The 21,217-nt window shown below is 73.8% G+C and carries 22 protein-coding genes; 11 read left to right on the forward strand and 11 right to left on the reverse strand.

Annotated features, from left to right (window positions below):
• Nucleotides 1-48: 48 nt before the first annotated feature.
• The 3 genes from AB0D29_RS23245 to AB0D29_RS23255 form a co-directional block, all read right to left on the reverse strand.
• The gene (locus AB0D29_RS23245; RefSeq protein ID WP_362856716.1) at nucleotides 49-1,098 is read right to left on the reverse strand and encodes a TIGR04222 domain-containing membrane protein; all 1,050 of its coding nucleotides are present in this window, start codon (nucleotides 1,096-1,098) and stop codon (nucleotides 49-51) included.
• Nucleotides 1,095-2,456, reverse strand: coding sequence for a DUF692 domain-containing protein (locus tag AB0D29_RS23250; protein ID WP_362856718.1), 1,362 nt, complete (start codon nucleotides 2,454-2,456; stop codon nucleotides 1,095-1,097). Before AB0D29_RS23250 ends, AB0D29_RS23245 begins: the two co-directional genes overlap by 4 nt.
• Nucleotides 2,457-2,589: 133 nt before the next feature.
• Nucleotides 2,590-3,342 (reverse strand): aminoacyl-tRNA hydrolase, encoded by a 753-nt coding sequence (locus AB0D29_RS23255; RefSeq protein ID WP_362856719.1) that lies wholly within the window; start codon nucleotides 3,340-3,342, stop codon nucleotides 2,590-2,592.
• Between the two features lie 71 nt (nucleotides 3,343-3,413).
• Here AB0D29_RS23255 and AB0D29_RS23260 point away from each other — a divergent pair, with 71 nt between their 5' ends.
• The 4 genes from AB0D29_RS23260 to AB0D29_RS23275 all read left to right on the forward strand — a co-directional run bounded on the left by AB0D29_RS23260 (nucleotide 3,414) and on the right by AB0D29_RS23275 (nucleotide 6,263).
• Nucleotides 3,414-4,088, forward strand: coding sequence for an AIM24 family protein (locus AB0D29_RS23260; RefSeq protein WP_362856720.1), 675 nt, complete (start codon nucleotides 3,414-3,416; stop codon nucleotides 4,086-4,088).
• Nucleotides 4,085-4,918, forward strand: a complete 834-nt coding sequence (locus AB0D29_RS23265; RefSeq protein WP_362856803.1) for an ABC transporter ATP-binding protein — start codon at nucleotides 4,085-4,087, stop codon at nucleotides 4,916-4,918. The genes AB0D29_RS23260 and AB0D29_RS23265 overlap by 4 nt, the downstream gene beginning before the upstream one ends.
• Nucleotides 4,915-5,565, forward strand: coding sequence for an ABC transporter (locus tag AB0D29_RS23270; protein ID WP_362856722.1), 651 nt, complete (start codon nucleotides 4,915-4,917; stop codon nucleotides 5,563-5,565). The genes AB0D29_RS23265 and AB0D29_RS23270 overlap by 4 nt, the downstream gene beginning before the upstream one ends.
• A 200-nt stretch (nucleotides 5,566-5,765) precedes the next feature.
• Nucleotides 5,766-6,263, forward strand: coding sequence for a hypothetical protein (locus AB0D29_RS23275; RefSeq protein ID WP_362856723.1), 498 nt, complete (start codon nucleotides 5,766-5,768; stop codon nucleotides 6,261-6,263).
• A gap of 48 nt (nucleotides 6,264-6,311) precedes the next feature.
• On the opposite strand, the gene AB0D29_RS23280 is transcribed toward AB0D29_RS23275, so the two are convergent.
• Genes AB0D29_RS23280 through AB0D29_RS23290 form a run of 3 tightly spaced genes read right to left on the reverse strand, consistent with a single transcriptional unit; the run spans nucleotide 6,312 to nucleotide 9,909 of the window.
• Nucleotides 6,312-7,298: a hypothetical protein gene (locus tag AB0D29_RS23280; protein WP_362856725.1), complete on the reverse strand. Its 987-nt coding sequence runs from the start codon at nucleotides 7,296-7,298 to the stop codon at nucleotides 6,312-6,314.
• Entirely contained in the window at nucleotides 7,295-8,551 is a 1,257-nt protein-coding gene (locus AB0D29_RS23285; RefSeq protein ID WP_362856727.1) for an MFS transporter, read from the reverse strand. Before AB0D29_RS23285 ends, AB0D29_RS23280 begins: the two co-directional genes overlap by 4 nt.
• Nucleotides 8,551-9,909, reverse strand: a complete 1,359-nt coding sequence (locus AB0D29_RS23290) for a discoidin domain-containing protein (RefSeq protein ID WP_362856728.1) — start codon at nucleotides 9,907-9,909, stop codon at nucleotides 8,551-8,553. Before AB0D29_RS23290 ends, AB0D29_RS23285 begins: the two co-directional genes overlap by 1 nt.
• Before the next feature lie 240 nt (nucleotides 9,910-10,149).
• On the opposite strand from AB0D29_RS23290, the gene AB0D29_RS23295 reads away from it, so the two are divergent.
• A complete protein-coding gene (locus tag AB0D29_RS23295) occupies nucleotides 10,150-10,356 on the forward strand; it encodes a hypothetical protein (RefSeq protein WP_362856730.1) in 207 nt (68 codons plus the stop codon).
• Nucleotides 10,357-10,365: 9 nt separating this feature from the next.
• Here AB0D29_RS23295 and AB0D29_RS23300 read toward each other — a convergent pair whose 3' ends face one another.
• From AB0D29_RS23300 to AB0D29_RS23310, 3 genes are all read right to left on the reverse strand, one after another.
• Entirely contained in the window at nucleotides 10,366-11,286 is a 921-nt protein-coding gene (locus AB0D29_RS23300; protein WP_362856732.1) for a polysaccharide deacetylase family protein, read from the reverse strand.
• 70 nt (nucleotides 11,287-11,356) lie between these two features.
• Nucleotides 11,357-12,712 carry an alkaline phosphatase PhoX gene (locus tag AB0D29_RS23305; protein ID WP_362856734.1) on the reverse strand — a complete coding sequence of 452 codons (1,356 nt, stop codon included), beginning with the start codon at nucleotides 12,710-12,712 and terminating at the stop codon, nucleotides 11,357-11,359.
• Between the two features lie 91 nt (nucleotides 12,713-12,803).
• Nucleotides 12,804-13,385: a hypothetical protein gene (locus AB0D29_RS23310; protein WP_362856735.1), complete on the reverse strand. Its 582-nt coding sequence runs from the start codon at nucleotides 13,383-13,385 to the stop codon at nucleotides 12,804-12,806.
• 257 nt (nucleotides 13,386-13,642) lie between these two features.
• Here AB0D29_RS23310 and AB0D29_RS23315 point away from each other — a divergent pair, with 257 nt between their 5' ends.
• Both AB0D29_RS23315 and AB0D29_RS23320 read left to right on the forward strand, forming a co-directional pair.
• On the forward strand, nucleotides 13,643-14,956 hold the full coding sequence (locus tag AB0D29_RS23315) for a cytochrome P450 (RefSeq protein WP_362856737.1): 1,314 nt from the start codon (nucleotides 13,643-13,645) through the stop codon (nucleotides 14,954-14,956).
• Nucleotides 14,957-14,983: 27 nt separating this feature from the next.
• Nucleotides 14,984-16,078: an amidohydrolase family protein gene (locus AB0D29_RS23320; RefSeq protein WP_362856738.1), complete on the forward strand. Its 1,095-nt coding sequence runs from the start codon at nucleotides 14,984-14,986 to the stop codon at nucleotides 16,076-16,078.
• A 61-nt stretch (nucleotides 16,079-16,139) separates the two neighbouring features.
• On the opposite strand, the gene AB0D29_RS23325 is transcribed toward AB0D29_RS23320, so the two are convergent.
• Together AB0D29_RS23325 and zapE are read right to left on the reverse strand one after the other, a co-directional pair.
• Complete coding sequence (locus tag AB0D29_RS23325) at nucleotides 16,140-16,565, reverse strand: OsmC family protein (RefSeq protein ID WP_362856740.1); 426 nt, start codon at nucleotides 16,563-16,565, stop codon at nucleotides 16,140-16,142.
• Between the two features lie 64 nt (nucleotides 16,566-16,629).
• Nucleotides 16,630-17,733, reverse strand: a complete 1,104-nt coding sequence (zapE, locus tag AB0D29_RS23330; protein WP_362856742.1) for a cell division protein ZapE — start codon at nucleotides 17,731-17,733, stop codon at nucleotides 16,630-16,632.
• A gap of 36 nt (nucleotides 17,734-17,769) precedes the next feature.
• Here zapE and AB0D29_RS23335 point away from each other — a divergent pair, with 36 nt between their 5' ends.
• The 4 genes from AB0D29_RS23335 to msrB all read left to right on the forward strand — a co-directional run bounded on the left by AB0D29_RS23335 (nucleotide 17,770) and on the right by msrB (nucleotide 21,053).
• Nucleotides 17,770-18,552, forward strand: coding sequence for a pyrimidine reductase family protein (locus AB0D29_RS23335; RefSeq protein WP_362856743.1), 783 nt, complete (start codon nucleotides 17,770-17,772; stop codon nucleotides 18,550-18,552).
• A 148-nt stretch (nucleotides 18,553-18,700) separates the two neighbouring features.
• Nucleotides 18,701-19,168, forward strand: coding sequence for an indole-3-glycerol phosphate synthase (locus tag AB0D29_RS23340; protein ID WP_362856745.1), 468 nt, complete (start codon nucleotides 18,701-18,703; stop codon nucleotides 19,166-19,168).
• A 53-nt stretch (nucleotides 19,169-19,221) separates the two neighbouring features.
• On the forward strand, nucleotides 19,222-20,616 hold the full coding sequence (gene murC, locus AB0D29_RS23345) for a UDP-N-acetylmuramate--L-alanine ligase (protein WP_362856747.1): 1,395 nt from the start codon (nucleotides 19,222-19,224) through the stop codon (nucleotides 20,614-20,616).
• Nucleotides 20,617-20,639: 23 nt separating this feature from the next.
• A complete protein-coding gene (msrB, locus tag AB0D29_RS23350) occupies nucleotides 20,640-21,053 on the forward strand; it encodes a peptide-methionine (R)-S-oxide reductase MsrB (RefSeq protein ID WP_362856748.1) in 414 nt (137 codons plus the stop codon).
• The last annotated feature ends 164 nt before the right edge of the window (nucleotides 21,054-21,217 follow it).

Here is a 21,217-nt window from a genome sequence, read left to right on the forward strand (position 1 = left end):
TGTAAAGGATCACCGGCGGGTGTCGCCCGCCATGCCCCCGTCGGCGTATCAGGAACTGCTGGAACAGCTCGAACTCGAACTGCTGGAACAGCTGGAGCCCGAACTGCTGGAGCAGCTGGAGCCGGAACTGCTCGAACAGCTGGAACCGGAGGAGCCGCCACAGCTGGAGCTACTGCCTCCGCAACCGCTGCCGGAGGAGCCGCAGCCGCCGCCCGAGGCCCCGCAGCTCGAACCCCCGCTCCCGCCGTCGCTCGCGGCGCACCAGACCACCGGCAGCAGCATGTCCGAGGAACCGGACGACGAGCCGTGGGTGTGGTGGGAGCGCGCGCCCGGCTGCGCGGCGGCCAGCCGGGTGCCGCGGGCGGCGGGCACCAGCTGCTGCCGCAGGTACGGGTCCCGCAGGCCGCGCAGCCCGAACAGGGCGGTCTGCACGTACGGGGTCCGGTCGTTCACGTACGCGGAACGCAGCGCCCGCAGCGCCCGCAGCCCCGCCCCGGTGACCCGGCTCTTGGCCCGGACCGAGCCGATCAGGCCCACGACGATGCCGATCACCAGTACGGGCAGCACCTTCACGATGAACGGCACCTGGGCGCCGCGGTCGACGGCGAGCCCCACGAAGGTCAGCACCAGCGAGAACGGGATCAGGAGCGCGCACACGGCGGCCTGGACCAGCCCCCGGCGGCGCCGGGTCCGCCCGGATCCGGGCGGGCAGACCAGCCCGCGGTCGGCCAGCGCGTCGCCGATCTCCTGGACGGCCGGATCGCACATGGCGGCGTAGCGCACCTGGTAGAGCCAGCCCGAGGGAGCCCCCGCGTAGGCCTGGAGCACGGCGCGCTCGGCCGGGTCGCCGGCCCGCGCCCCGGGGCGCACCTGGACGATGCCCGGCCCGCCGACCACGAGGCGGCCGTCGCCGAGCATCGAGACGAGCGCCGCGTCCACGACGGTGGCGGGCCCGCCCACCACGAAGGCGGCCTCGGACAGGTCGTGGAGACCGGCCGAGGGCCCCGCGGAGACGGGGCGGCCCCTGCGCGCCCCGCGCAGCAGCAGGAAGGAGGAGACGGCGACGGCGATCCAGATCGCCAGGGCGAGGAGGTTCATGCCGCCCTCCCCGCGAGCGCGCGGGCCCAGCGCACGACCCGGCGGGGCGGCCGCACCCCGGCCCGTTCCCGCCACCAGGCGGTGAGCCGGCGCCGGGCCGCCGGATCGGCCGGCAGGTCCCGGATCAGCAGGTGTTCGGCGAAGTCCAGCGCGTCCCGCCGGTACCCGGCGGTCATCGGGCGGCCCTTGGCGTACGCGAGGAAGGCCTCGCGGTACGGGTCGCGGCCGCCCAGGAGCCCGGGCAGCTCCGGAGCCACCTTGGCCACCACGTCGGCCCGCTTGGCGGCCAGCGCCCGGGCCTGCACCCGGATGCGCCCGCGGTCGAAGCCCTCGGGTACGGGGGTCCCGGCCACCAGCGCCGACAGCAGCGCGGCCTGCCCGAGCGCGACCCGGGTCCGGGCGGGCTCGATGGCGACGGGAGCCCCGGGCCCGGCGAGGGCCTCCGGCGCGGCCCCGGCTGCGGCCTTCGGCTCGGCCCCCGATACGGCCTTCGGCTCGGCTGCGGCCTCCGGCGCGGGCTCCGCCCGGACGCCCGCCGCGGGGCCGGCCGTCACCACCGACCGGATCGCCTCCAGTTCGCCCACGAGCTCGGCCTCCGGCGGGAAGTCGTCGTCCCGCTCCAGCAGCACGCCCGGCGGGTCCACCCGGGAGCGGAGCGCGGCGAGCAGGTCGAGCACCACCGGCGGCACCGGGTGCGCGTGCGTGTCGTGCCAGACGCCGCCCCGCTCGACCCCGCCCGCCACGTGCACGTACGCCAGCGCCTCCAGCGGGATCGCGTCCAGGACGGCCGCCGGGTCCTCGCCCCGGTTGACCCGGTTGGTGTGCAGGTTGGCCACGTCGATGAGCAGCCGGACACCGGTCCGCTCGACCAGTTCCGTGAGGAACTGCCCCTCGGTCAGCTCCTCGCCCGGCCACGAGAACAGCGCCGCGATGTTCTCCAGGGCCAGCGGTACCGGCAGCGCGTCCTGCGCGATCCGTACGTTCTCGCACAGCACGTCCAGCGCGTCGCGCGTGCGCGGCACCGGCAGCAGGTGCCCGGCCTCCAGCACCGGCGAGGAGGTCCGTACGAAGGCGATGTGCTCGGTGACGAGCGGCGCCCCCAGCGCCACCGCCCGCTCGCCGAGCGCCGCCAGCTTCGCGGGGTCCGGCCGCTCGGCGCCGCCGAGGCCCAGCGCGACCCCGTGCGGCACGACGCTCGTGCCGCGTTCGCGCAGCCGCAGCAGTGCCTCGGGCAGGTGGCCCGGGCAGATGTTCTCGGCCACCACCTCGACCCAGTCGAGGCCGGGCAGCCGCTCGACGGCGTCCGCGATCTCCGGCCGCCAGCCGATGCCCACCCCCAGGTGTGCCATGGGCTTCATGTCCCCTCGCCCCCTCTCAACGCATCGTGTGCCGGTGTCATGGCCCCGACGGAGTCGAGCCAACCGCAGCAGGGGACGTTCAGAGCAACATTTGAGGTTCCCGCGCACCCGCAGGGTCCCCGGGGCGGCGCCGTCAGAGCCGGGCGCGCAGCGCCGGATGGTCGGCGACCACCGTCGCACTGCCCGGCGCGATCTCCGTGAACCCGGCGTCGCGGACCACCGGCAGCCCGCTCCCGCCCAGTTCCGCCCACCGCTCGCGCGGGGCCGTCCGTACGGCCAGCCGGAAACCGGACTCCCGCCAGGCGGCGCGCTCCGCACCGGTCAGCTCCCACCACGCCAGCTGCGCGGCGTGCCCGGCCTGGGCCATCGCCTTGCCGGCCGACATGTCGAGGCCGGGGTTGAGCCACAGCACCGGCAGCTCCGGGTCCTCGACCGCGGCCACCGGCTCCGGGTCGTCCAGATCGGTACCCGACACCTGGAGCTTCGCGAGCTCCTTGGGCCAGCCGTCCAGGGGCACCGGCGGGAAGACCCGTACCTCCGAGGTGTCACCGTGCACCGTGACACCCGGCAGGGTCTGCGCCTTGCGCCACTCCGCCCCGCGGGCGCGCCGGACCACCTTGCGGATCCGCGCGTCCTGCCAGTCGCGGACCGCCTCGGCCCACTCGCCCTCGCCCTGCGACCGCTCGTCGGTGAGCAGGACCAGCACCGCGCGGGCCGCCGTCTCCAGGGCGTCGGTCCGGGCCGGCGGCTCGGCCTTCTCGATCCGGACCACCAGCGGCAGGACGAACTGCGGGGCCTCGTCGCGCAGGGCGTGCTCCTGCCGGAAGGGGCTGTCCGCGCCGACCGCGGGCACGTCGGTGGTGTCGTTCGTGTGCTGGCTGCTCATCCCGCCAAGGATGCCAGGCTCCACCTCAAGGAGGATGCCCCGGGTGCTCGCCGCGGGTGAGGATCGGCGGCATGAAGAGTGATCTTTTCGCGTCCGAGAACCTGGCCCAGGCCGCCGTCACCCCTGGCATGAGCCTGCAGAACGCCAAGTCCGTCAAGTACAACGTCAACGGTGAAATGCTGGCCCGCCAGGGCTCGATGGTCGCCTTCCGCGGCAACCTCCAGTTCGAGCGCAAGGGCCAGGGCATAGGCGGCATGCTCAAGCGCGCCGTGACGGGCGAGGGCCTGGCGCTCATGTCCGTACGGGGCCAGGGCGAGGCCTGGTTCGCCCACCAGGCGGCCAACTGCTTCATCATCGACTTCGAGCCGGGCGACGCCCTCACCGTCAACGGCCGCAACGTGCTCTGCTTCGACCCGACCCTCTCCTACGAGATCAAGATGGTGAAGGGCGCCGGCATGACCGGCGGCGGCCTCTTCAACAGCGTCTTCACCGGCACCGGCAAGCTCGCCGTGATCTGCGACGGACACCCGATCATCATCCCGGTCACCGCCCAGGCCCCGGTCTACGTCGACACGGACGCGGTCGTCGGCTGGAGCGCCCAGCTGGAAACCGGCCTGCACCGCTCGCAGTCGGTCGGCTCGATGATCCGCGGCGGCTCCGGCGAGGCCGTCCAGCTGATGCTGCGCGGCGAGGGCTTCGTCATCGTCCGCCCGAGCGAGGTCACCGAGACGGCGGCGGGGCACTGAACCTCACCGGTGTGGGCCGGCGTTACGGAGCACGCCGGCCCTGGGTGCTGCGCGGGGTCTCGCTGGAGCTGCCGCCCGGCACGCTGGTCCGTATCGAGGGCGGCAACGGCGGCGGCAAGTCCACCCTGCTGCGGCTCGTCGCCGGGATCGACACCCCGACCGAGGGGCGCGTCGACGGCCGCCCGCGCCGCACCGCCTACGTACCCGAGCGCTTCCCGGCGGCGCTGCCGCTCACGGCCGCTTCCTACCTGACCCACCTGGGCCGGGTGCACGGGCTCGGGCGGGCCGCGGCGGCCCGGCGGGCGGCGCACTGGCTGGAGCGGTTCGGGGCCGAAGGGCACGCCCGCACCCCGATGGCCGAACTGTCCAAGGGGACCAGCCAGAAGGTGGCCGTCGCCCAGGCCCTGCTCGCCGAGCCGGAGCTCCTGGTCCTCGACGAAGCGTGGACCGGGCTGGACGCCGCGGCCCGCGCCGAGCTGGACCTCGCCGTCGCCGAACGGACCGCCGCCGGAGCCACCGTGGTGTTCGTCGACCACGATCCCCGCCGGCTCGCCGGCACGCCCGACGCGCACCACCGGGTCGAGGGGACCGCGCTGGTCCCCGTCCCCGTCCCCGCCCCTGTTTCCCATTCCGGGACGGCCGGGCCCCGCGTACGGATCCGGGCCGCCGGACCGCCCGGCGGCCCGCTGCCGCCGGGGCTCGACGGGCGTCCGGACCCCGACGGCGCCGTGGTGCTGACCGTGGCCGCCGCCCGCTCCGACGACGTCCTGCGCGTCCTGCTCGCCGCCCGGCCGCCCTGGCACGTCCGCGCCGTGGAGGAACTGCCGTGACCGCTCTGCTCCGCTACCAGGGCGCCCTGTTGCTGCGCTCCCAGTGGTGGCTCGCCCCCTTCGCCCTGTACGCCGCCTTCGTGGCCGTCGGGATCCGGCCGGGCGACCCGGTGCTCGACTCCCTCGGCTACGCGGCCGCCGGCCTGGTCCCGCTGACGGCCTGGCTCGTCCGGATCTGCGTCACCAACGAGCCCGCCGCGGCCCGCGACGTCGCGGCCGCCGCGTCCGGTCCGGTACGGGTGCACGCGGCGGCCCTGCTCACCGCGCTGGCCGGAGCGCTGCTCAGCGGCGCGGCGGGCGCGGCCGTGGCGCTGCTGCTCTGTGACCCGGGCGGGTTCGGCCCCGCCCGGACCGCCCTCGCCGGCGGCCTGGCTGTGGCGGTGTGCGCGCTGACCGGCGCCGCCGTGGGGGCGCTGTGCAGCAGGCCGCTGGTGCGGCGGCGCGGCTACGGGGTCCTGGCCGCGGCCCTCGGCTCCCTGCTGGCCCTGGTCCTCGCGCCCTCCCCGGCCCACGGTGCGCTGTCCGCCCTGGTCGCGGGGGCGCGCTCGGGCTCCGTACCGCTGCCGCTCACGGCTCTCGCGGGGGCGATGCTGCTGGCCGCCGGGGCGGGCACGACGGCCTGCCTGGTCGCCGCGCGCCGGACCTAGGCCGGCGTCTCGTGGAGGCCCATGGGCGGCCGCCGGGCGGATGGGTGACCCGTCGCCGCCATTCGAGGCCTTCGACCGTTCCGAAGAGTGATGATATGTGACCTTCAGTGATTATCCGTCCGTGAGCGGGGATGCCCCTTCCCGTAGAAAGGCCGCTCCGTGCATGTCACGGGGGGCCTCCCCTCCAGGAAAGGACGCACATGAGGAAGCTGGCTTGGGCTGCGCGGGGCATGTCGGTCGTATCGGGAGCGGTCCTGCTCGGGGCGCTCATTGCCCCGTCCGCGGTCGCCGACAACGGCCCGGGGAGCACCGCGGATCCCAGCAGTTCCATGGCGGTGGGCAAGAAGTGCGGCGCACGCGACGTCAGCTCTGCTGCTCCGGACTTCATCAACTTCCCGGACGGCGTGATCTTCCGTGTCGCGAGTGACGCGCAAGGACACGCGTTCCTCAACGACAGCCGGAACCCGGGCGTGTGGGTCAACCTCGGCGTTCTCGACAACGCGCCGACGTGCGTCATCGGCACCGCGACCTCGGTCACCGAGCGGAACCCGGGTCTCCTCTACATCACGCTGCTGACCCAGGACGGGGAGCAGCACCAGGCCGTGTGCACCAGCGACAACACGCCTTTCGCGCCGTCGACCATCGTGGCAGCTTGCGGCACCGGGTTCTCGCTGCTCCCGAACACCCCCGTCAAGTAAGCCAGGGCTCTGAGGGGGTGTCTTGCCGACAGCCGGCAAGGCACCCCCTCAGCCCACGTCTGCGGGTGACGAACCGCCCGGGACGAGCAGGCGGGGCTCGCCCGTGCCGTCCGCCCGGGCCGACCAGATGTCGCTCGCCCGGCCGTCCTGTCCCGGCAGGGCGTAGGCCAGGGTCGCGTCGTCCAGCCAGGCGGCCTGGTCGTCGACGCTGTGCGGCTCGGCCGACGGGTGCTCGCGCATCGTCGCGAGGTCGAGGACGTACAGCCGCCACGGTGCCCGGGGGTCGTCGGAGACCTTCTTCTTGAAGGCGACGCGGGTGCCGTCCGGTGACAGCGAGGGGCATTCGGCGTTCTCCCGCAGCGCCTTCGCGGACCAGGCGCGCAGGTCTCCCTCGACGAGGTGGGTGGCGCCCCGGGTGGAGACGGTGGCGTAGAAGCGGTTGTCGTCGGCGGCGAAGGTCACGCCCCAGTAGTTGACGTCGGAGTCGTGGTGGCGGGCCCCGCCGAGGGTCAGCGGGATCTGCTCGATCGACTTGATCAGATAGCCGGTGCGCAGGTCCAGGATCGCCGTCCGGGTGGAGAACGCGGCGGTGTTGTAGGAGTCGCCCGTCGTGAACGTGGTCCAGGACGCGACCTGGCCCGAGGGTGAGACACGGGCCCGGTTCGGGATGCCGGGCACGGTCACCGAGCGGACCTCCCGCATGCGCCGGTCGAGTACGAGGGCCTCGGTGCGGGCCGGGACGCCGGGCAGCTTGCGCAGGCACAGGGCATGGTCGCCGGCGGTGTGGAAGCGGTCGCAGGACGGGCCGCCGGTCACCCGTGGCAGGCCGGGGCCGCCCTGGCGCGCGATCCGCCCGCCGGCCGAGTCCCGGAAGTAGAGGCCCGGCTCCTCGACGGTGAAGGAGGCGTCGGCCCGCTGCCCGGGCGGCCGTTCGCGGTGCCGTGCGTGCAGGACGTAGCCCAGCGAGCCGCCCGCCAGCAGCAGCACCGCGGTGACGACGAGGGCGAGGCGCAGCCGGCGGGACGGCGGATTCACGGGACCTCCGGGGTGGTCGGGGCGGTCGGGGGAGCGGCGGGCAGGATGCGCGAGGCGGCCGCGAGCGCCCCGGCCAGCGCGAGGGCGGCCGCCCACAGGGCGGGCCGCTGCCCCCAGAGGGTCCAGGCCGCGCCGAAGCCGGCGGCGCCCAGCAGCCGGGCCAGCGCCTGGCCGGTCTGCAGCACCGCGAGCCCGCCCGCCCGGCCGGCCGCGGGCAGCGCGGGAGCCGCGAGCGCCATCAGGACCCCGTCGGTGGCCGCGTAGAAGATCCCCAGCAGGACGAGCACCCCCACGACGGTCGGCGGGGAGAGCGGGGTGAGCAGCAGGGCGTACGCGCCGAGCAGGGCGCAGTGTCCGAGCAGGAAGGCCGTCCGGCGCCCGGTCCGGTCGGCGATCCGGCCCGCGGGGACGGCGAGCAGCAGGTAGACGGCGGCGGCCCCGAGCGGCAGCAGTGTGAACAGGGCGGGCGGCAGGTCGAGTCCGCGCAGGAGCAGCAGGTAGAGGAAGGCGTCGCCGATGGTGGTGGCGCCGAGCAGGGCCGAGGCCCAGAGCACCCGGCGGAACGCCGGGTCGCGCAGGACCGGGCGCCGGAGCGGGAGGGCCTTCGGCGGGGGAGCGGCGGCCGGCCCGGGCGCCGCCGGGACGTACACGACGAGCAGCAGCACGCCGAGCAGGCCGGTGCAGAAACTGACGGCGAACACCGCGTCGTAGGCGTCGGCGGTCGCCCACAGCACGGCGAACGCGGCGAGCGGCCCGAGCAGGGCGCCCGTGGTGTCCATGGCGCGGTGCACGCCGAAGGACCGGCCGAGGCTCTCCGGGGGCCCGCTGAGCGAGATCAGGGCGTCGCGCGGGGCCGTACGGATGCCCTTGCCCAGCCGGTCGGCGGCGAGCGCGGCGGCGATCGCGCCCGTGGCGCCCCCGGCGAGGAGCAGTCCGAGCCGGGAGAGCGCGGAGAGCAGGTAGCCGGCGCCGGCGACCCGCTTGTGGTGGCCGCGCCGGTCGGCGAGCCGCCCGCCGAGCAGGCGCACGAGGGCGGTGGCCCCGTTGAACATGCCGTCCAGGAAGCCGAACTGCAGGGGGGTCAGGCCCAGGCCCAGGACGAGGTAGAGCGGCAGTACCGCCGTGACCATCTCCGAGGAGATGTCGGTGACGAGGCTGACCGCGCCGAGCGCGAGGACGGCGGCGGGGACGCGCCGCCCGGCCCCCGGGGGGCGGGGCGGCGCGTCCGGGCGGCCGTTGGCGGCCAGGTACATCAGTGGCAGCTGTACTTCGGGCTCGTGTCCTTGACCTGGCCGTCGGTGGCCACGTAGGTCCACCCGTAGCCGGAGTCGGTGAAGTCCAGCTTCACCACGCCGTACGGTCCGCTGATCCGCTTCTGGCTGTTGGGCTGGACCTCCTCGATCGGGTAGGGCTCGGCGCCGCCCATCCCGCCGACGATCTCCACGATCCCGTCGGCGGTCGCCCGGCCCTCGGGGTCCTGCGGGGCGAACCGCTCGTAGTGGTGGTCGTGCCCGTTCAGGACCAGGTCGGCCCCGGCGGCGTAGAGGATCTTCCAGACCGGCTTGGAGACGGGGTCGTTGCCGTGCCCGCCGGAGGAGTACAGCGGGTGGTGCCAGTAGGCGGCGACGCACGGCCTCGCGTTGGCGGCGAGGTCGGCCTTCAGCCAGTTGAGCTGGGCGGCCTGGTCGAAGGAGTTGGAGTCGAGGGCGACGAAGTGCCAGTTGCCCTCGTCGAAGCTGTAGTAGCTCTTGCCCTGCGGGAAGGCGATGCTGCCGAAGTACGACTTGTACCCGGCGAGCGGGCCGGCCGGGTCGTACGTCTCGTGGTTGCCCGGCACCGGCCGGGTCCGGGCCTTGAAGGCGCCCCAGCTCTTGTCGTAGTAGGCGCGGTAGTCGGAGAGCCGGGCGTCGTCGTACTGGTTGTCGCCCATCGTCAGGTAGAACTTCGGGTCGATCCGCTGGGCGAGCGCGGCCGTCTTGGGGTGCGCGCAGCCGCTGTCCGAAGCCGTGCACTGCGCGGCGATGTCACCGGCGGCGACGACCGTGAAGGAGCCGCCCGGAGGAGGCCCGCCCCCGACGGTGCCGTACACCTCGGCCTCGAAGAGCGAGTAGCCGTACGAGGTGGCGCGCGCGGTGCCCTGGACGCGCAGGTAGCGGCCCTTGCCGGACAGGCCGGTCCAGTCGTCGACGCCGCCGTTGCCGGCGGTCTCGGTGGCGAGCGCGGTCCAGGCGGCGCCGTCGGCGGAGACCTCGACGCGGTACGCCTTGGCGTGGGCCGCCTCCCAGGTGAGCCGTACCCGCGAGACGGTGGCCCCGGCGCCGAGGTCGACCCGGATCCACTGCGGGTCCTTGCCCTCGGCGCTGGCCCAGCGGGTGGCCGGGTCGCCGTCGAAGGCGTTCTTCGCGCCCAGCGAGGAGGACTCCGTTGAGGAGGCGGTGGCGGGCTTCCCGCGGGATATGAGGGGGTCGGCGGCGGCCCCGGCCCGTCCGGGCCAGGCCAGGAGGAGCCCGCCGACGAGCGTGAGTGCGGCGAGGCCGGTGAGGGCGGTGAGGAGGAGGGGGCGAAGTCTGCCGCGTAACAGAGGGGGGCGAGCGGAGGCGTTCAGGTGCATACCTGTAACTCCCTGCCTTGAGGGGCGGCGAGAGCTGGACACTGGCGCGGGGCGCCGCACCCGCCCGCGGGCAGGGAACGGCGCCACGGCGGCCGGGTCAGAGCTCTCACTGAGCGCGTCATGCCCGTGGGGGTGGGCACCGCGCCAAGCCGCCGCCCGGGACACTAACAGGAAGGAAACTTTCCTACCAGTGCTCGGGCGGCACTTGTCCGCGAGCCGTCCGCCGATAAGCTCGTAGGCATGAACCGGTCGGACGAGACCCCGTCGTACGAGACCCCGTCGTACTGCCCCGCCCCCGCCGCCCCGGCCGGGCGGGTGGACGGGCCGCCGTACGCGGACTGCCTGGAGTGCGGCAAGCCCACCGAGTACGGGGTCGCGACACCGGGTGTGGTGCTCTGCCCGGTGTGCGAGTGGCAGGACGCGCAGCGCACCGCCTGTTCCGGCTGACGGGCCCGGTCACTTCCCGATGAGCTCGGAGACCTTCACGAAGCGGTAGCCGCGCTTGCGCAGCTCCGGGACGATCTTCCCGATGGCCTCCTCGGTGACCGGGGCGGCGCTGCGCGTGCAGTGCATGACCACCACCGAGCCGGGCTTCACCCCGTTGAGGACCTGTTCGGCCACCGCGTCGGGGTCCTTCGCGAAGGCGTCCCCGCTGACCACGTCCCACTGGACGGCCGTGACCTGGGCCGTGGACAGGGCCCGCAGTGCCTGGTCGTCGTAGCAGCCGCCGGGGAAGCGGAAGTACGGGACGGTGTTGACGGCCCCTGCCTTCCGGAAGGCGGCGAAGGCCCGGTCCACGTCGGCGCGGGCGGCGGCGCCGTCGAGCGCCGGCAGTCCGTAGCAGGGGGACTTGAAGGCGTGGTGGCTGTACGAGTGGTTGGCGATCTCGAAGTTCGGGTCGGTGCCGATGGCCTTCGCCTGGTCCGGGTACTCCTCGGCCCAGCGGCCCGTCATGAAGATCGTCGACGGCACCTTGAGCGTGCGCAGGGTCGAGATCAGCTGCGGGTTGTCGAAGTGTTCGCCGTCCGCGGCGCGCGGCCCCTGGTCGGAGGTCATGTCGGCGTCGAAGGTCAGCGCCACGGTCTTGTCGGTGTGCTGCTTCGCCCGCTCGAAGACCGGGGTCAGGCCGTTCGGGCCGGGGGCCAGGGTCGGCGGCTTGGCGGGGGCACCGGCCTGCGGGGCGTTGGGGGAGGGGCTCTGGGAAGCGGCCGGGGCGCCGGGGGCGGAGGCCGCGGGGGCGGAGGCCGCCGGCGTGCCCATGCGGGCTTCGCGGCCGGCGTCCGTGGTGCCGGAGCCGCCCCCGCATCCCGCGAGCGAAGCGGTGAGGGCGGCACTGAGAGCGGCCGAGGCCGCCACCTTGCGCACAGAAATGGTCACGCACGCAAACTATATGACTGTGTGACAAGTAGCCGTCTGCGGCACTCCCACTTGCCCGCAGGGCCCCCGGTCAGCGGTGCCAGGGGCCCGTCACCGCGAAGGTGGTGCCCGGGGTGTAGGCGTTGACGTACATCGTCCGCCCGTCGGGGGAGAAGGTGACCCCGGCGAACTCCCCCCACTCCGGGGCCCCCGGCTGCCCGATGTCCTGGGCGTTGCGGGCCACCGGATAGACCTCGCCGCCCGCCGTCACGCCGAAGACGTACTGGGCGCCGCCGCCGTCCTCGCACACCATCAGGCCGCCGTCCGGCGCCAGGCAGATGTTGTCGGGGGAGTCCCCGGGCAGCGCGATGTCGGCGGCCGGCCCGAAGAGCACGTCCAGCCGCAGCCGGGCCCGGCGCGGATCGTAGAACCACACCTGTCCGTGGTGGTCGGCCGACGCGCCTTCGCCCGTGCGGGCGAAGCTGGACACGAAGTGGACGCCGTCGCCGCCCCAGTAGCAGCCCTCCAGCTTCTGCGCGTGGGTGGTCCCGCCCGGCCCGAAGTCCTGGAGCCGGATCGGGGTCGAGGCCGCCGACGGGTCCGGTACGGGCACCCACTCCACCGGGAACTCCGCCCCGGGCTCGTCCACCGCGGCGAGGTCCGCGATCCCCGGTACGCGCAGGGCCTCCAGGGCGCCTCCCGCCCGCAGCGAGCCGAGCCCCCCGAGCGGCCGCGCGGGCAGGAAGCGGTAGAACAGCCCGAACGGCTTGACGAAGGCGTCCTCGGTCTCGTAGACGACCCCGCGGTACGGGTCCACGGCGACGGCCTCGTGCGCGAAGCGGCCCATCGCGGTGAGCGGGACCGCGCCCGAGCGGTGCGGGTCGGCGGGGTCCACCTCGAAGACGTAGCCGTGGTCCTCGGCGTAGCCGGAGGTGCCCGCGCGGTCCTCGGTCTCCTCGCAGCTCAGCCAGGTGTTCCAGGGGGTGCGGCCGCCCGCGCAGTTGACGGCGGTGCCGGCGAGGGCGACCCGCTCGCCGGTGACCGTCCCGGCCGCGTCGATCTCCAGGGCCGTGCAGCCCCCCAGGGCCCCGGGGTCGTACGTCAGCCCCGGGACGGCGGGGACGCGCAGGGCGGCGGTGGTGCGGTTCTCGTGGTTGCGGACCAGCCGCACGCGGCCGCCGCCTGCGTCGAAGGCGGCCATGCCGTCGCAGTTGGCCGGGACGGTGCCCTCGCCGGAGCGCAGCGGACCGCCCGCCCGCGAGAGCACCCGGTAGCCGAACCCCGCGGGCAGGTCGAGCAGCCCGCGCGGGTCGGGGAGCAACGGCCCGTACCCGCGCCCGGCGCGGGCGGCCAGGGCGGCGGGGGAGCCGCCGGCGAACAGCGCGCCGAGCGTCCCGCTGAAGGCGATCGCGCCGGCGGCGAGCAGGCTGCGTCGGGTGACGGACATCGGCGGCTCCGGGCGGTGTGCGGCAGCGGTGTTCGGCAGCAGTGTCCAGGAAGGACGCCGGGGCGGCGTCGGGGGCGCGCCGGGGACGGTGTCAGGGGCGGGTGGTGCCCGGAAGGCAGGTCACCGCCGGGTTGAAGGTCTGGAACAGGCCGCCGGGGTTGTCCTTCCAGAGCCACAGCTGCAGGGCGTAGTGGACCGGCTGGCCGGGGAAGTTGCCGGGCTTGGGGCCCTTGAAGGGGACGCCGAACAGCGTGGGGCGGTCGTCGTCCGTGGTCAGCTTCTGGTCGCGGTCGTAGACCAGCCACTGGACCCCGACGAGGCGCTTGCCGCCGCGCCCGTCGTCCTCGTAGTACAGCGCGGCGGGCTTCGCCGGGTCGAGGGAGTTGTCGTACGCGTGGTTGAAGTGCGGGTAGCCGAGCGCGCCCGTACCCCCCGCCTTGTCGACGACGCAGTACTTGTCGGGCTTGTAGCCGGCCGCCACCCCGTTGGCGTGCACCTGGTACCTGGCGGTCGCCTTGTACACGAGGGCCCGGTCGGCCACGGCCCGCCCGGTGCCACCGTCGGCGCCGGCGCCGGGACGGGGCGGGGCGCCGGACGAGGCGGGGGCGGCGGCGACGGCCGTCACGGCGAGCGAGGCGACTGCGGTGAGGGCCAGGGCGAGACTGCGGGCCATGCGCGGGCTCCTTGCGACGGGCTGGCAAGAGACCCCCTACCCCTTCCCCGGGCCGTCGCGCCCGCCACACATGCGGCCCCGGACGGCGGACCGCCGATCGGCTGAGGGCCGGCCGGACCCCGTACGCGGACGACCCCGTGCCCGGCCCCGCGGCCCTCACTCGAACGGGAACGGCGCCGTTTCGCGACGCACCCGCACGGGGAACCGGTGTGTCCGCAGAAGGCGAGTGCGAGCGAGTGCGACGGAGGGTGCGGAACATGGCGCAGCAGGATGCGGCACCGAACGGCGGCGGAGAGCTGCGGGACATCGTCTCGGCCGTGTCCAGGGGCGCGCCGGAGTACCGGCAATGCCCCCACCCGATGTACGCCGCCCTGCGCGAACAGGCCCCGGTGTGCCTGCTGACTCCGCCGCACGGGGTCGACACGTACCTCATCACGCGCCACGACGACGCCCGCGACGCGCTGTCGGACCCGCGCTTCAGCAAGAACATGCGCGGCGCCATCGACACCTACCACGCCGTGTACGGCAGCTTCTTCGACGCGCTCGACGACAACGTGCTCTTCTCGGACCCGCCCCGCCACACACGGCTGCGCCGCATCCTGCGCAGCGCCTTCACCCCCCGGCGGGTGGAGGAGATGCGCCCACGGATCACCGAGATCGCCGAGGGCATCCTCGCCGAGTGCCGGAAGGCCGGCACGGTCGACCTGATGGCCGCGTTCGCGTTCCCGCTGCCCATCGCGGTCCTGTGCGAACTGATGGGCATCCCGCAGGAGGACCGCCCGGAGATCCTGGAGCAGTTCGCCGTGGTGACGCGCTCCCGGTTCGATCCGAGCAGGCGGGCGGAGCTGAAGGCGGCCGAGGAGCGGCTGCAGCACCGGCTGGAGCGGCTCATCTCCGACACCCGCGCGCACCCCTCGGACTCCTTCCTCAGCGACCTCCTCCAGGCGGAGGAACGGCTGGAGGACCCCGAACTGGTCGCGTCGCTGTGGGTGCTGTTCTTCGCCGGCCACAAGACCACCGCCTACCAGATCGGGAACTCCGTGCTCAACCTGCTGCTCCGCCCCGACCAGGCGGCGAAGCTCCGCGAGGACCCCCGGCTGATCCCGCGGGCGGTCGAGGAGATGCTGCGCTTCGAGGGTTCGGTGGAGACGTCGACCTTCCGGTACGCGGCGCAGGACGCCCGGATCCGGGACACGCTGATCCCCGAGGGCTCCCTGGTGCAGATCGCGATCTCCTCGGCCAACCGGGACCCCGAGAAGTTCGACTCCCCGGACGAACTGGACGTGACGCGGGAGGGACTCCAGGGGACGCACCTGGGCTTCGGACACGGCACCCACTACTGCCTGGGGGCGCCGCTGGCGCGGCTCGAACTCGAGATCGCGTTCGCCTGCCTCCTGCGGGAGTTCCCGGACATGGAGCTCGCGGACGCGGAGGAGACCAAGGGGGCGTGGCTCAAGGGGCCGGTGGCGGCGTTCCGGGGACTCGAACACCTCCGGATCGTCCTGGAGCCCTCGCGCCCGGACGGGGATCCCGGCGAGCCGACCCTGGCCTCCGTGGCCTCCGGAAAGTAACCCAGACCCGATGGGCGGTGGATCGGCATGACGGATTCCGTGAGTACTCCCGCGCTGCGCCTCCTGGGCACGCCGGCGGACGAACTGCGCATCGCCGCGGTGGGCACCAGTGAGGTCATCCGCGTCGGGCGGGGCCCCTCCGCGCCGGGCCCGGACGCGGCGCGCGCGGTCCATTCGAAGATCGACATGCATCACCACTACTGCGCGCCGCAATGGCGCGAGTGGGCCGTGCACCACGGGCTGATCACGCAGGAACAGCTGCCCCCGTGGACGCGGCTCGGCATCGCGGACGCGATCCGCTTCATGGACGGGGCGGGCATCACGACCGCCGTCCTCAAGCCGATGCTGCCGGCGCGCTACCGCTCGTCCGCGCAGCTGCGCGAGGCCGTCAACATCACGCTGCAGTCGATGATCGAGGTGGCGGCCTCGCATCCGGGCAGGTTCTCGTACTACGTGCCCCTGTTCCTGGACGACCCGGAGGCCTCGTCGTGGGCCGTGCGCCGCGGCCTCGGTCAGCTCGGCGCCGTCGGCGTGAACGTGACGGCCAACTACGGGGGCGTCTACCTCGGGGATCCCGCCTATGACAGGCTGTTCCACGAGCTGAACGAGTTCTCCGCCGTGGTGGACACCCACCCGCACAACCTGCCCGGCTGCCCGCCCGGCGCGTCGAGCGTCCCCGGCATTCCGAACTTCATGTGCGACTTCCTGCTGGACACCACGCGGGCCGCCGTGAACATGATCAGCAGGCGGACGTTGGACCGCTTCCCGGACATCTCCGTCGTCCTGCCGCACGCCGGCGGCTTCCTCCCGTACATCGCCACGCGCCTGGAGGCCCTCGGACGGTTCTGCGAACCGCGCGTGGAACCGGCCGCCGTCCGCGATCACCTGAGCCGCTTCTACTACGACACGGCGGGCCCCATGGCGCCCGCGGCGACCCTGCTGGAGCACGTGCCGGCCGATCACGTCCTCTTCGGCACGGACTGGCCCGCCGCCCCCGCCGATACGGTCACGGAGCTGGCGTTGCCCGCCCTCGAAGCGGACCCGGCCTTCACGCCGGAGCAGCTGCAGGGCATCTACCACGGCAACGCGCTGCGGCTGATCCCGCAGCTGGCGAACGCCTGACGGGGGCGCGGGCCGCAGCCGCGGCCCACGCTCCCGATCGCGTCCCGCCGGAGCGGGAGCGTCAGACGAGCTCGGCGCTCAGGGTGATCGTCGTACCCGTCAGGGCCTGGCTGACCGGGCAGTTCTTCTTGGCGTCCTCGGCGGCCGCGGCGAAGCCCTCGGCGTCCAGTCCGGGGACCTCGGCGCGCACGGTCAGGTGGATGCCGGTGATGCCCTCGCCCGGCTGGAAGGTCACGTCCGCCTTGGTCTCCAACCGGGTGGGAGGGGTCCCGGCGCCGTCCAGACCGTGCGAGAGGGCCATCGAGTAGCAGCTGGAGTGCGCGGCCGCGATCAGCTCCTCCGGGCTGGTCTTTCCGTTCGCGGCCTCGGCGCGGGAGGGCCAGGAGACGTCGAACGAGCCCTGGCCGGAGGAGTCGAGGGTGACGACGCCTGAGCCCTTGAGCAGGTTGCCTTCCCAGACGGTGTGCGCGTGACGCGTGGTGGCCATGGGTGATCCCTTCGCAGAAGTGGAAACGGCCGGACACCGGTGAGGGCGTCCGGCATCCCCAAACCTACTGGGACACCAGGGGTTTCGCGTCGCGCGCCAGCGCGGTGAGCCGCGAAATGGCGCGGAAGTACTTCTTCCGATAGCCGCCGTTCAGCATCTCTTCGCTGAAGAGCCGGTCGAAGGGGACCCCGGAGGCCAGGACCGGGATCTCGCGGTCGTACAGCCGGTCGGCCAGTACCACCAGCCGCAGCGCCGTCGACTGGTCGGGCACCGGGCCCACGTCGGTCAGGCAGACGACCGTGATCCCGTCGGTCAGCGCGCCGTACCGGCTGGGGTGCACCCGGGCCAGGTGCTCCAGCAGGCCGGGGAAGTCGTCCAGGCTCGCGCCGTCGGTCGCGTACGCGGCCTTGGCGACCTGCTCGTCGGAGAACGGGGCGGGAGCCTCCGGCAGGCCGCGGTGGCGGTAGTCCTGGCCGTCGATCCGCAGCGGCCGGAAGTGCGCCGACAACCCCTGGATCTCGCGCAGGAAGTCCGCGGCGGCGAAGCGGCCCTCGCCCAGCTTGCCGGGCAGCGTGTTGGAGGTGGCGGCCAGGGCCACGCCCTGCTCGACGAGGCGGCTGAGCAGCGAGGACACCAGCACGGTGTCGCCCGGGTCGTCCAGCTCGAACTCGTCGATGCACAGCAGCCGGTGGCCGCCCAGGGTCTGCACGGTCTGCTGGAAGCCGAGCGCGCCGACCAGGTTGGTCAGCTCCACGAAGGTGCCGAAGGCCTTGAGCGCGGGCTCGGCGGGGGTGGCGTGCCACAGGGAGGCGAGCAGGTGGGTCTTGCCGACGCCGTACCCGCCGTCGAGGTAGACCCCGCGCGGGCCGGAGGGGGCCGCGGGCTTCTTGGAGAACCAGCGCCTCTTGCCGGCGCCGCTCGCGTGCGCCCCGCCCAGACCGGCGGCGAAGCCGCTGAGCACGGTGACGGCCTCGGACTGGCTCGGCTGGGTCGGGTCCGGGTTGTACGTGTCGAAGCGGACCGAGTCGAAGCGCGGCGGCGGCACCATCTCGGCCACCAGCCGTTCGGCGGGCACCCGCGGCTCGCGCGCACACAGGGCCTGGGGTCCCGCGTCGGCTATCGGCGGCCGGCCGGAGGTGTAACCGGAGGTGGAGAGTGATGTCGACACAGCCCTTAACTCTACGGGGCGTGGCACACTGCCCGGATGCGACGCCTGTTCCCTGTGACCGATCAGACACCAGCCTCGCCGCGGGACCGGGCCGACCGGGAGTGGTCGCTCGACGAGCTCGCGGACGCCTACGCGTACCCCGCCTTGGGGCCGGACGGGCACTGGCTGCGGGCGAACATGGTCTCCACCCTGGACGGGGCGGCCCAGCACGACGGCCGCTCGCAGCCGATCTCCGGCGAGACCGACATGAGGATCTTCGGCACCCTGCGGGCGCTGGCCGATGTGGTGGTCGTCGGGGCGGAAACGGTTCGCCAGGAGGGCTACCGTCCGGCCCGGGCCCGGGAGGCCTTCGCCGCCCGCCGGGCGGCCGCCGGACAGGGCCCCGCCCCCGCGATCGCCGTGGTCACCGCGCGCATGGACCTGGACTTCTCGCTCCCCCTGTTCACCTCCCCGCTGGTGCCCACCCTGGTGGTCACCGGGGCCGCCGCGCCCGCCGACCGGGTGGCCGAGGCGGTCAAGGCGGGGGCCGAGGTCGTGGTGGCCGGCGACGGCGCGGCCGTGGACCCGGCCCGCGCGGTACGGGAGCTGGCCGGGCGGGGGCTGCGCCGCCAGCTCACCGAGGGCGGACCCCGGCTGCTGGGCCAGTTCGTGGCCGCCGACGCCCTGGACGAGCTGTGCCTGACGATCTCGCCGATGCTCGTGGCCGGTGACGCCCAGCGGATCGCCGGGGGACCCTCCGTCACGGTTCCGCACCGGCTCGCGCCCGCCTCCGTGCTGGAAGAGGCCGGGTTCCTCTTCACGAGCTACCGTCGGATCTGACAAGGGGCGGAATTTGGCGTTCCGCTTTGCTTCCGCTGGGCACATAACTGGGCAGACATGTCTGCGCAAGGCCCCGTGCGACAGCGGGGCAGGATGGTTTCCGCAGGGGCCGGCCAGCCGGCCTCGGCCCATGAAGGAGAGGGCGTCCGTGTTCACGAGCGTATTGATGATCGAGCAGCCGCTGACCACGGTGGACGTGGACTTCGTCACCACCCTGCACGGGGACGACCCGGTCTCCTTCATCGTCCTCATGCGACCCCGGGGCGACCAGGACCGACTGCTGCGCGCCATCGACGACGTCGCGCTCGGTGAGCTCCCCGAGGCCATCCACGAGGGCGACGAACCCGAGGGCGAAGCCGCCCAGGGCCCGGCGGCGCACGCCCTCGCGCACTCCCTGAACGCCCTGCGGCAAAAGGGCGCCAACGCCACCGGGCAGATCATCGGGGACCACCCGCTCGACAAGCTGAAGGCGGTCGTGGACGAGATCGGCGCCGACGAGGTGATCGTCCTGACCGCCCCGCACTTCGTGGAGGAGTTCTTCCACCGGGACTGGGCCTCCCGGGCCCGGCACAAGGTCGGCGTTCCGGTGCTCAAGCTCTTCGCCCACAACGAATAGGCTTGGCCCGTCAGAGCTCGACAGCACCACCCCTCGATCCTGGAGCGACCTGAATGAAGCCCGGCCTGCCGACCGCCATGGAACGGCCCCACTTCATCGGCATCGGCGGCGCCGGGATGTCCGGCATCGCGAAGATCCTGGCCCAGCGCGGCGCGCAGGTCGCCGGCAGCGACTCCCGCGACTCCGAGACCGCCCAGGCCCTGCGCGCCCACGGCGCCACGGTCCACGTCGGACACGCGGCCGGCCACCTCGCCGCCGACTCCACCTGCGTGGTCGTCTCCAGCGCCATCCGCGCCGACAACCCGGAGCTGGCCCGCGCCGCCGAGCTCGGCATCCCCGTCGTGCACCGCTCCGACGCGCTCGCCGCCCTGATGGACGGGCTGCGCCCGATCGCCGTCGCCGGCACGCACGGCAAGACCACCACCACCTCGATGCTGGCGGTCTCCCTCTCGGCCCTGGGCCTGGACCCCTCCTACGCCATCGGCGGCGACCTGGACGCCCCCGGCTCCAACGCCCACCACGGCGAGGGCGACATCTTCGTGGCCGAGGCGGACGAAAGCGACCGCACCTTCCACAAGTACAGCCCGCAGGTCGCGATCATCCTCAACGCGGAGCTCGACCACCACGCGAACTACGCGTCGATCGAGGAGATCTACGAGTCCTTCGAGACCTTCGTCGGCAAGGTCGTGCCCGGCGGCACCCTCGTCGTCGCCCACGGCCAGGAGGGCGCCGCCGAGATCGCCCGCCGCGTCGCGGGCCGGGAGGGCCTCACCGTCGTCACGTACGGCGAGGAGGAGGACGCCGACGTCCGGATCACCAAGATCACCCCGCGCGGCCTGACCAGCGAGGTCACCGTGGTCCTCGACGGCCGGATGCTCACCTTCACCGTCTCCGTGCCCGGCCGCCACTACGCGCACAACGCCGTCGCCGCCCTCGCCGCCGGCGTGGCCCTCGGCGTCCCGGCGCACAACCTGGCCTCCGCCCTCGGCAAGTACACCGGCGTCAAGCGCCGCCTCCAGCTCAAGGGCGAGGCCGCCGGCGTTCAGGTCATCGACTCCTACGCGCACCACCCCACCGAGATGACCGCCGACCTGGAGGCCATCCGCGGAGCCGCCGGGGACTCCCGGATCCTGGTCGTCTTCCAGCCGCACCTCTTCTCCCGCACCCAGGAGCTGGGCAAGGAGATGGGCCGGGCGCTGGCCCTGGCCGACGCCTCGGTGGTCCTGGACATCTACCCGGCCCGCGAGGACCCGATCCCCGGCATCACCAGCGAGCTGATCATCGCGGCCGCCCGGTCCGCGGGCGCCGACGTCACCGCCGAGCACGACAAGGCGGCCGTCGCCGACGTCATCGCGGGAATGGCCAAGCCCGGCGATCTCGTTCTCACCATGGGCGCGGGAGACGTCACGGACCTCGGTCCGGCCATCCTCGCCCGGCTGTCGAGCTGAAGGTACGAGGGAGCGGGAGAGTCATGTCCTACGAGGTAGAGAAGACGGACGAGCAGTGGCAGGCGGAGCTGACCCCGTCCGAGTACCAGGTGCTGCGCCTCGCGGGCACCGAGCCGGCCTTCCGCGGTGAGTACACCGACACCAAGACGAAGGGCGTCTACTCCTGTCGCGGCTGCGGGGCCGAGCTGTTCCGCTCCTCGGAGAAGTTCGAGTCGCACTGCGGCTGGCCGTCCTTCTTCGACCCGAAGGACACCGACGCGGTCGAGCTGATCGCCGACACCTCGCACGGCATGGTCCGTACCGAGGTCCGCTGCGCGAAGTGCGGCTCCCACCTGGGCCACGTCTTCGAGGGCGAGGGGTACCCCACCCCCACCGACCAGCGGTACTGCATCAACAGCATCTCCCTGCGCCTGACCCCCTCCTCCGACGAGGGCTGACACCGCGGGACCCCGGCGGGCCCCCACCGACCCCGTATGCGGGCCGGTGGGGGCCCGCGCGCGTCCACGGGTTCCGGTTGCCGGTCCGCCCGCGGCGGGCGGGCGCTCGCGCGGCTGGCCGGAACGGGTCCGCCCAGGTGTCGAGGACATCGCAGTTCGATTCC

Source organism: Streptomyces sp. NPDC048424, assembly GCF_040651555.1.
Classification (GTDB): domain Bacteria; phylum Actinomycetota; class Actinomycetes; order Streptomycetales; family Streptomycetaceae; genus Streptomyces.

What these genes read in the sequence shown, in the direction of transcription:
- AB0D29_RS23245 (WP_362856716.1), bottom strand. Translation starts at nt 1,098, where the DNA reads ATGAACCTCCTCGCCCTGGCGATCTGGATCGCCGTCGCCGTCTCCTCC.
- AB0D29_RS23250 (WP_362856718.1), bottom strand. Translation starts at nt 2,456, where the DNA reads ATGAAGCCCATGGCACACCTGGGGGTGGGCATCGGCTGGCGGCCGGAG.
- AB0D29_RS23255 (WP_362856719.1), bottom strand. Translation starts at nt 3,342, where the DNA reads ATGAGCAGCCAGCACACGAACGACACCACCGACGTGCCCGCGGTCGGC.
- AB0D29_RS23260 (WP_362856720.1), top strand. Translation starts at nt 3,414, where the DNA reads ATGAAGAGTGATCTTTTCGCGTCCGAGAACCTGGCCCAGGCCGCCGTC.
- AB0D29_RS23275 (WP_362856723.1), top strand. Translation starts at nt 5,766, where the DNA reads ATGAGGAAGCTGGCTTGGGCTGCGCGGGGCATGTCGGTCGTATCGGGA.
- AB0D29_RS23285 (WP_362856727.1), bottom strand. Translation starts at nt 8,551, where the DNA reads ATGTACCTGGCCGCCAACGGCCGCCCGGACGCGCCGCCCCGCCCCCCG.
- AB0D29_RS23290 (WP_362856728.1), bottom strand. Translation starts at nt 9,909, where the DNA reads ATGCACCTGAACGCCTCCGCTCGCCCCCCTCTGTTACGCGGCAGACTT.
- AB0D29_RS23295 (WP_362856730.1), top strand. Translation starts at nt 10,150, where the DNA reads ATGAACCGGTCGGACGAGACCCCGTCGTACGAGACCCCGTCGTACTGC.
- AB0D29_RS23305 (WP_362856734.1), bottom strand. Translation starts at nt 12,712, where the DNA reads ATGTCCGTCACCCGACGCAGCCTGCTCGCCGCCGGCGCGATCGCCTTC.
- AB0D29_RS23310 (WP_362856735.1), bottom strand. Translation starts at nt 13,385, where the DNA reads ATGGCCCGCAGTCTCGCCCTGGCCCTCACCGCAGTCGCCTCGCTCGCC.
- AB0D29_RS23315 (WP_362856737.1), top strand. Translation starts at nt 13,643, where the DNA reads ATGGCGCAGCAGGATGCGGCACCGAACGGCGGCGGAGAGCTGCGGGAC.
- AB0D29_RS23320 (WP_362856738.1), top strand. Translation starts at nt 14,984, where the DNA reads ATGACGGATTCCGTGAGTACTCCCGCGCTGCGCCTCCTGGGCACGCCG.
- AB0D29_RS23325 (WP_362856740.1), bottom strand. Translation starts at nt 16,565, where the DNA reads ATGGCCACCACGCGTCACGCGCACACCGTCTGGGAAGGCAACCTGCTC.
- AB0D29_RS23335 (WP_362856743.1), top strand. Translation starts at nt 17,770, where the DNA reads ATGCGACGCCTGTTCCCTGTGACCGATCAGACACCAGCCTCGCCGCGG.
- murC (WP_362856747.1), top strand. Translation starts at nt 19,222, where the DNA reads ATGAAGCCCGGCCTGCCGACCGCCATGGAACGGCCCCACTTCATCGGC.
- msrB (WP_362856748.1), top strand. Translation starts at nt 20,640, where the DNA reads ATGTCCTACGAGGTAGAGAAGACGGACGAGCAGTGGCAGGCGGAGCTG.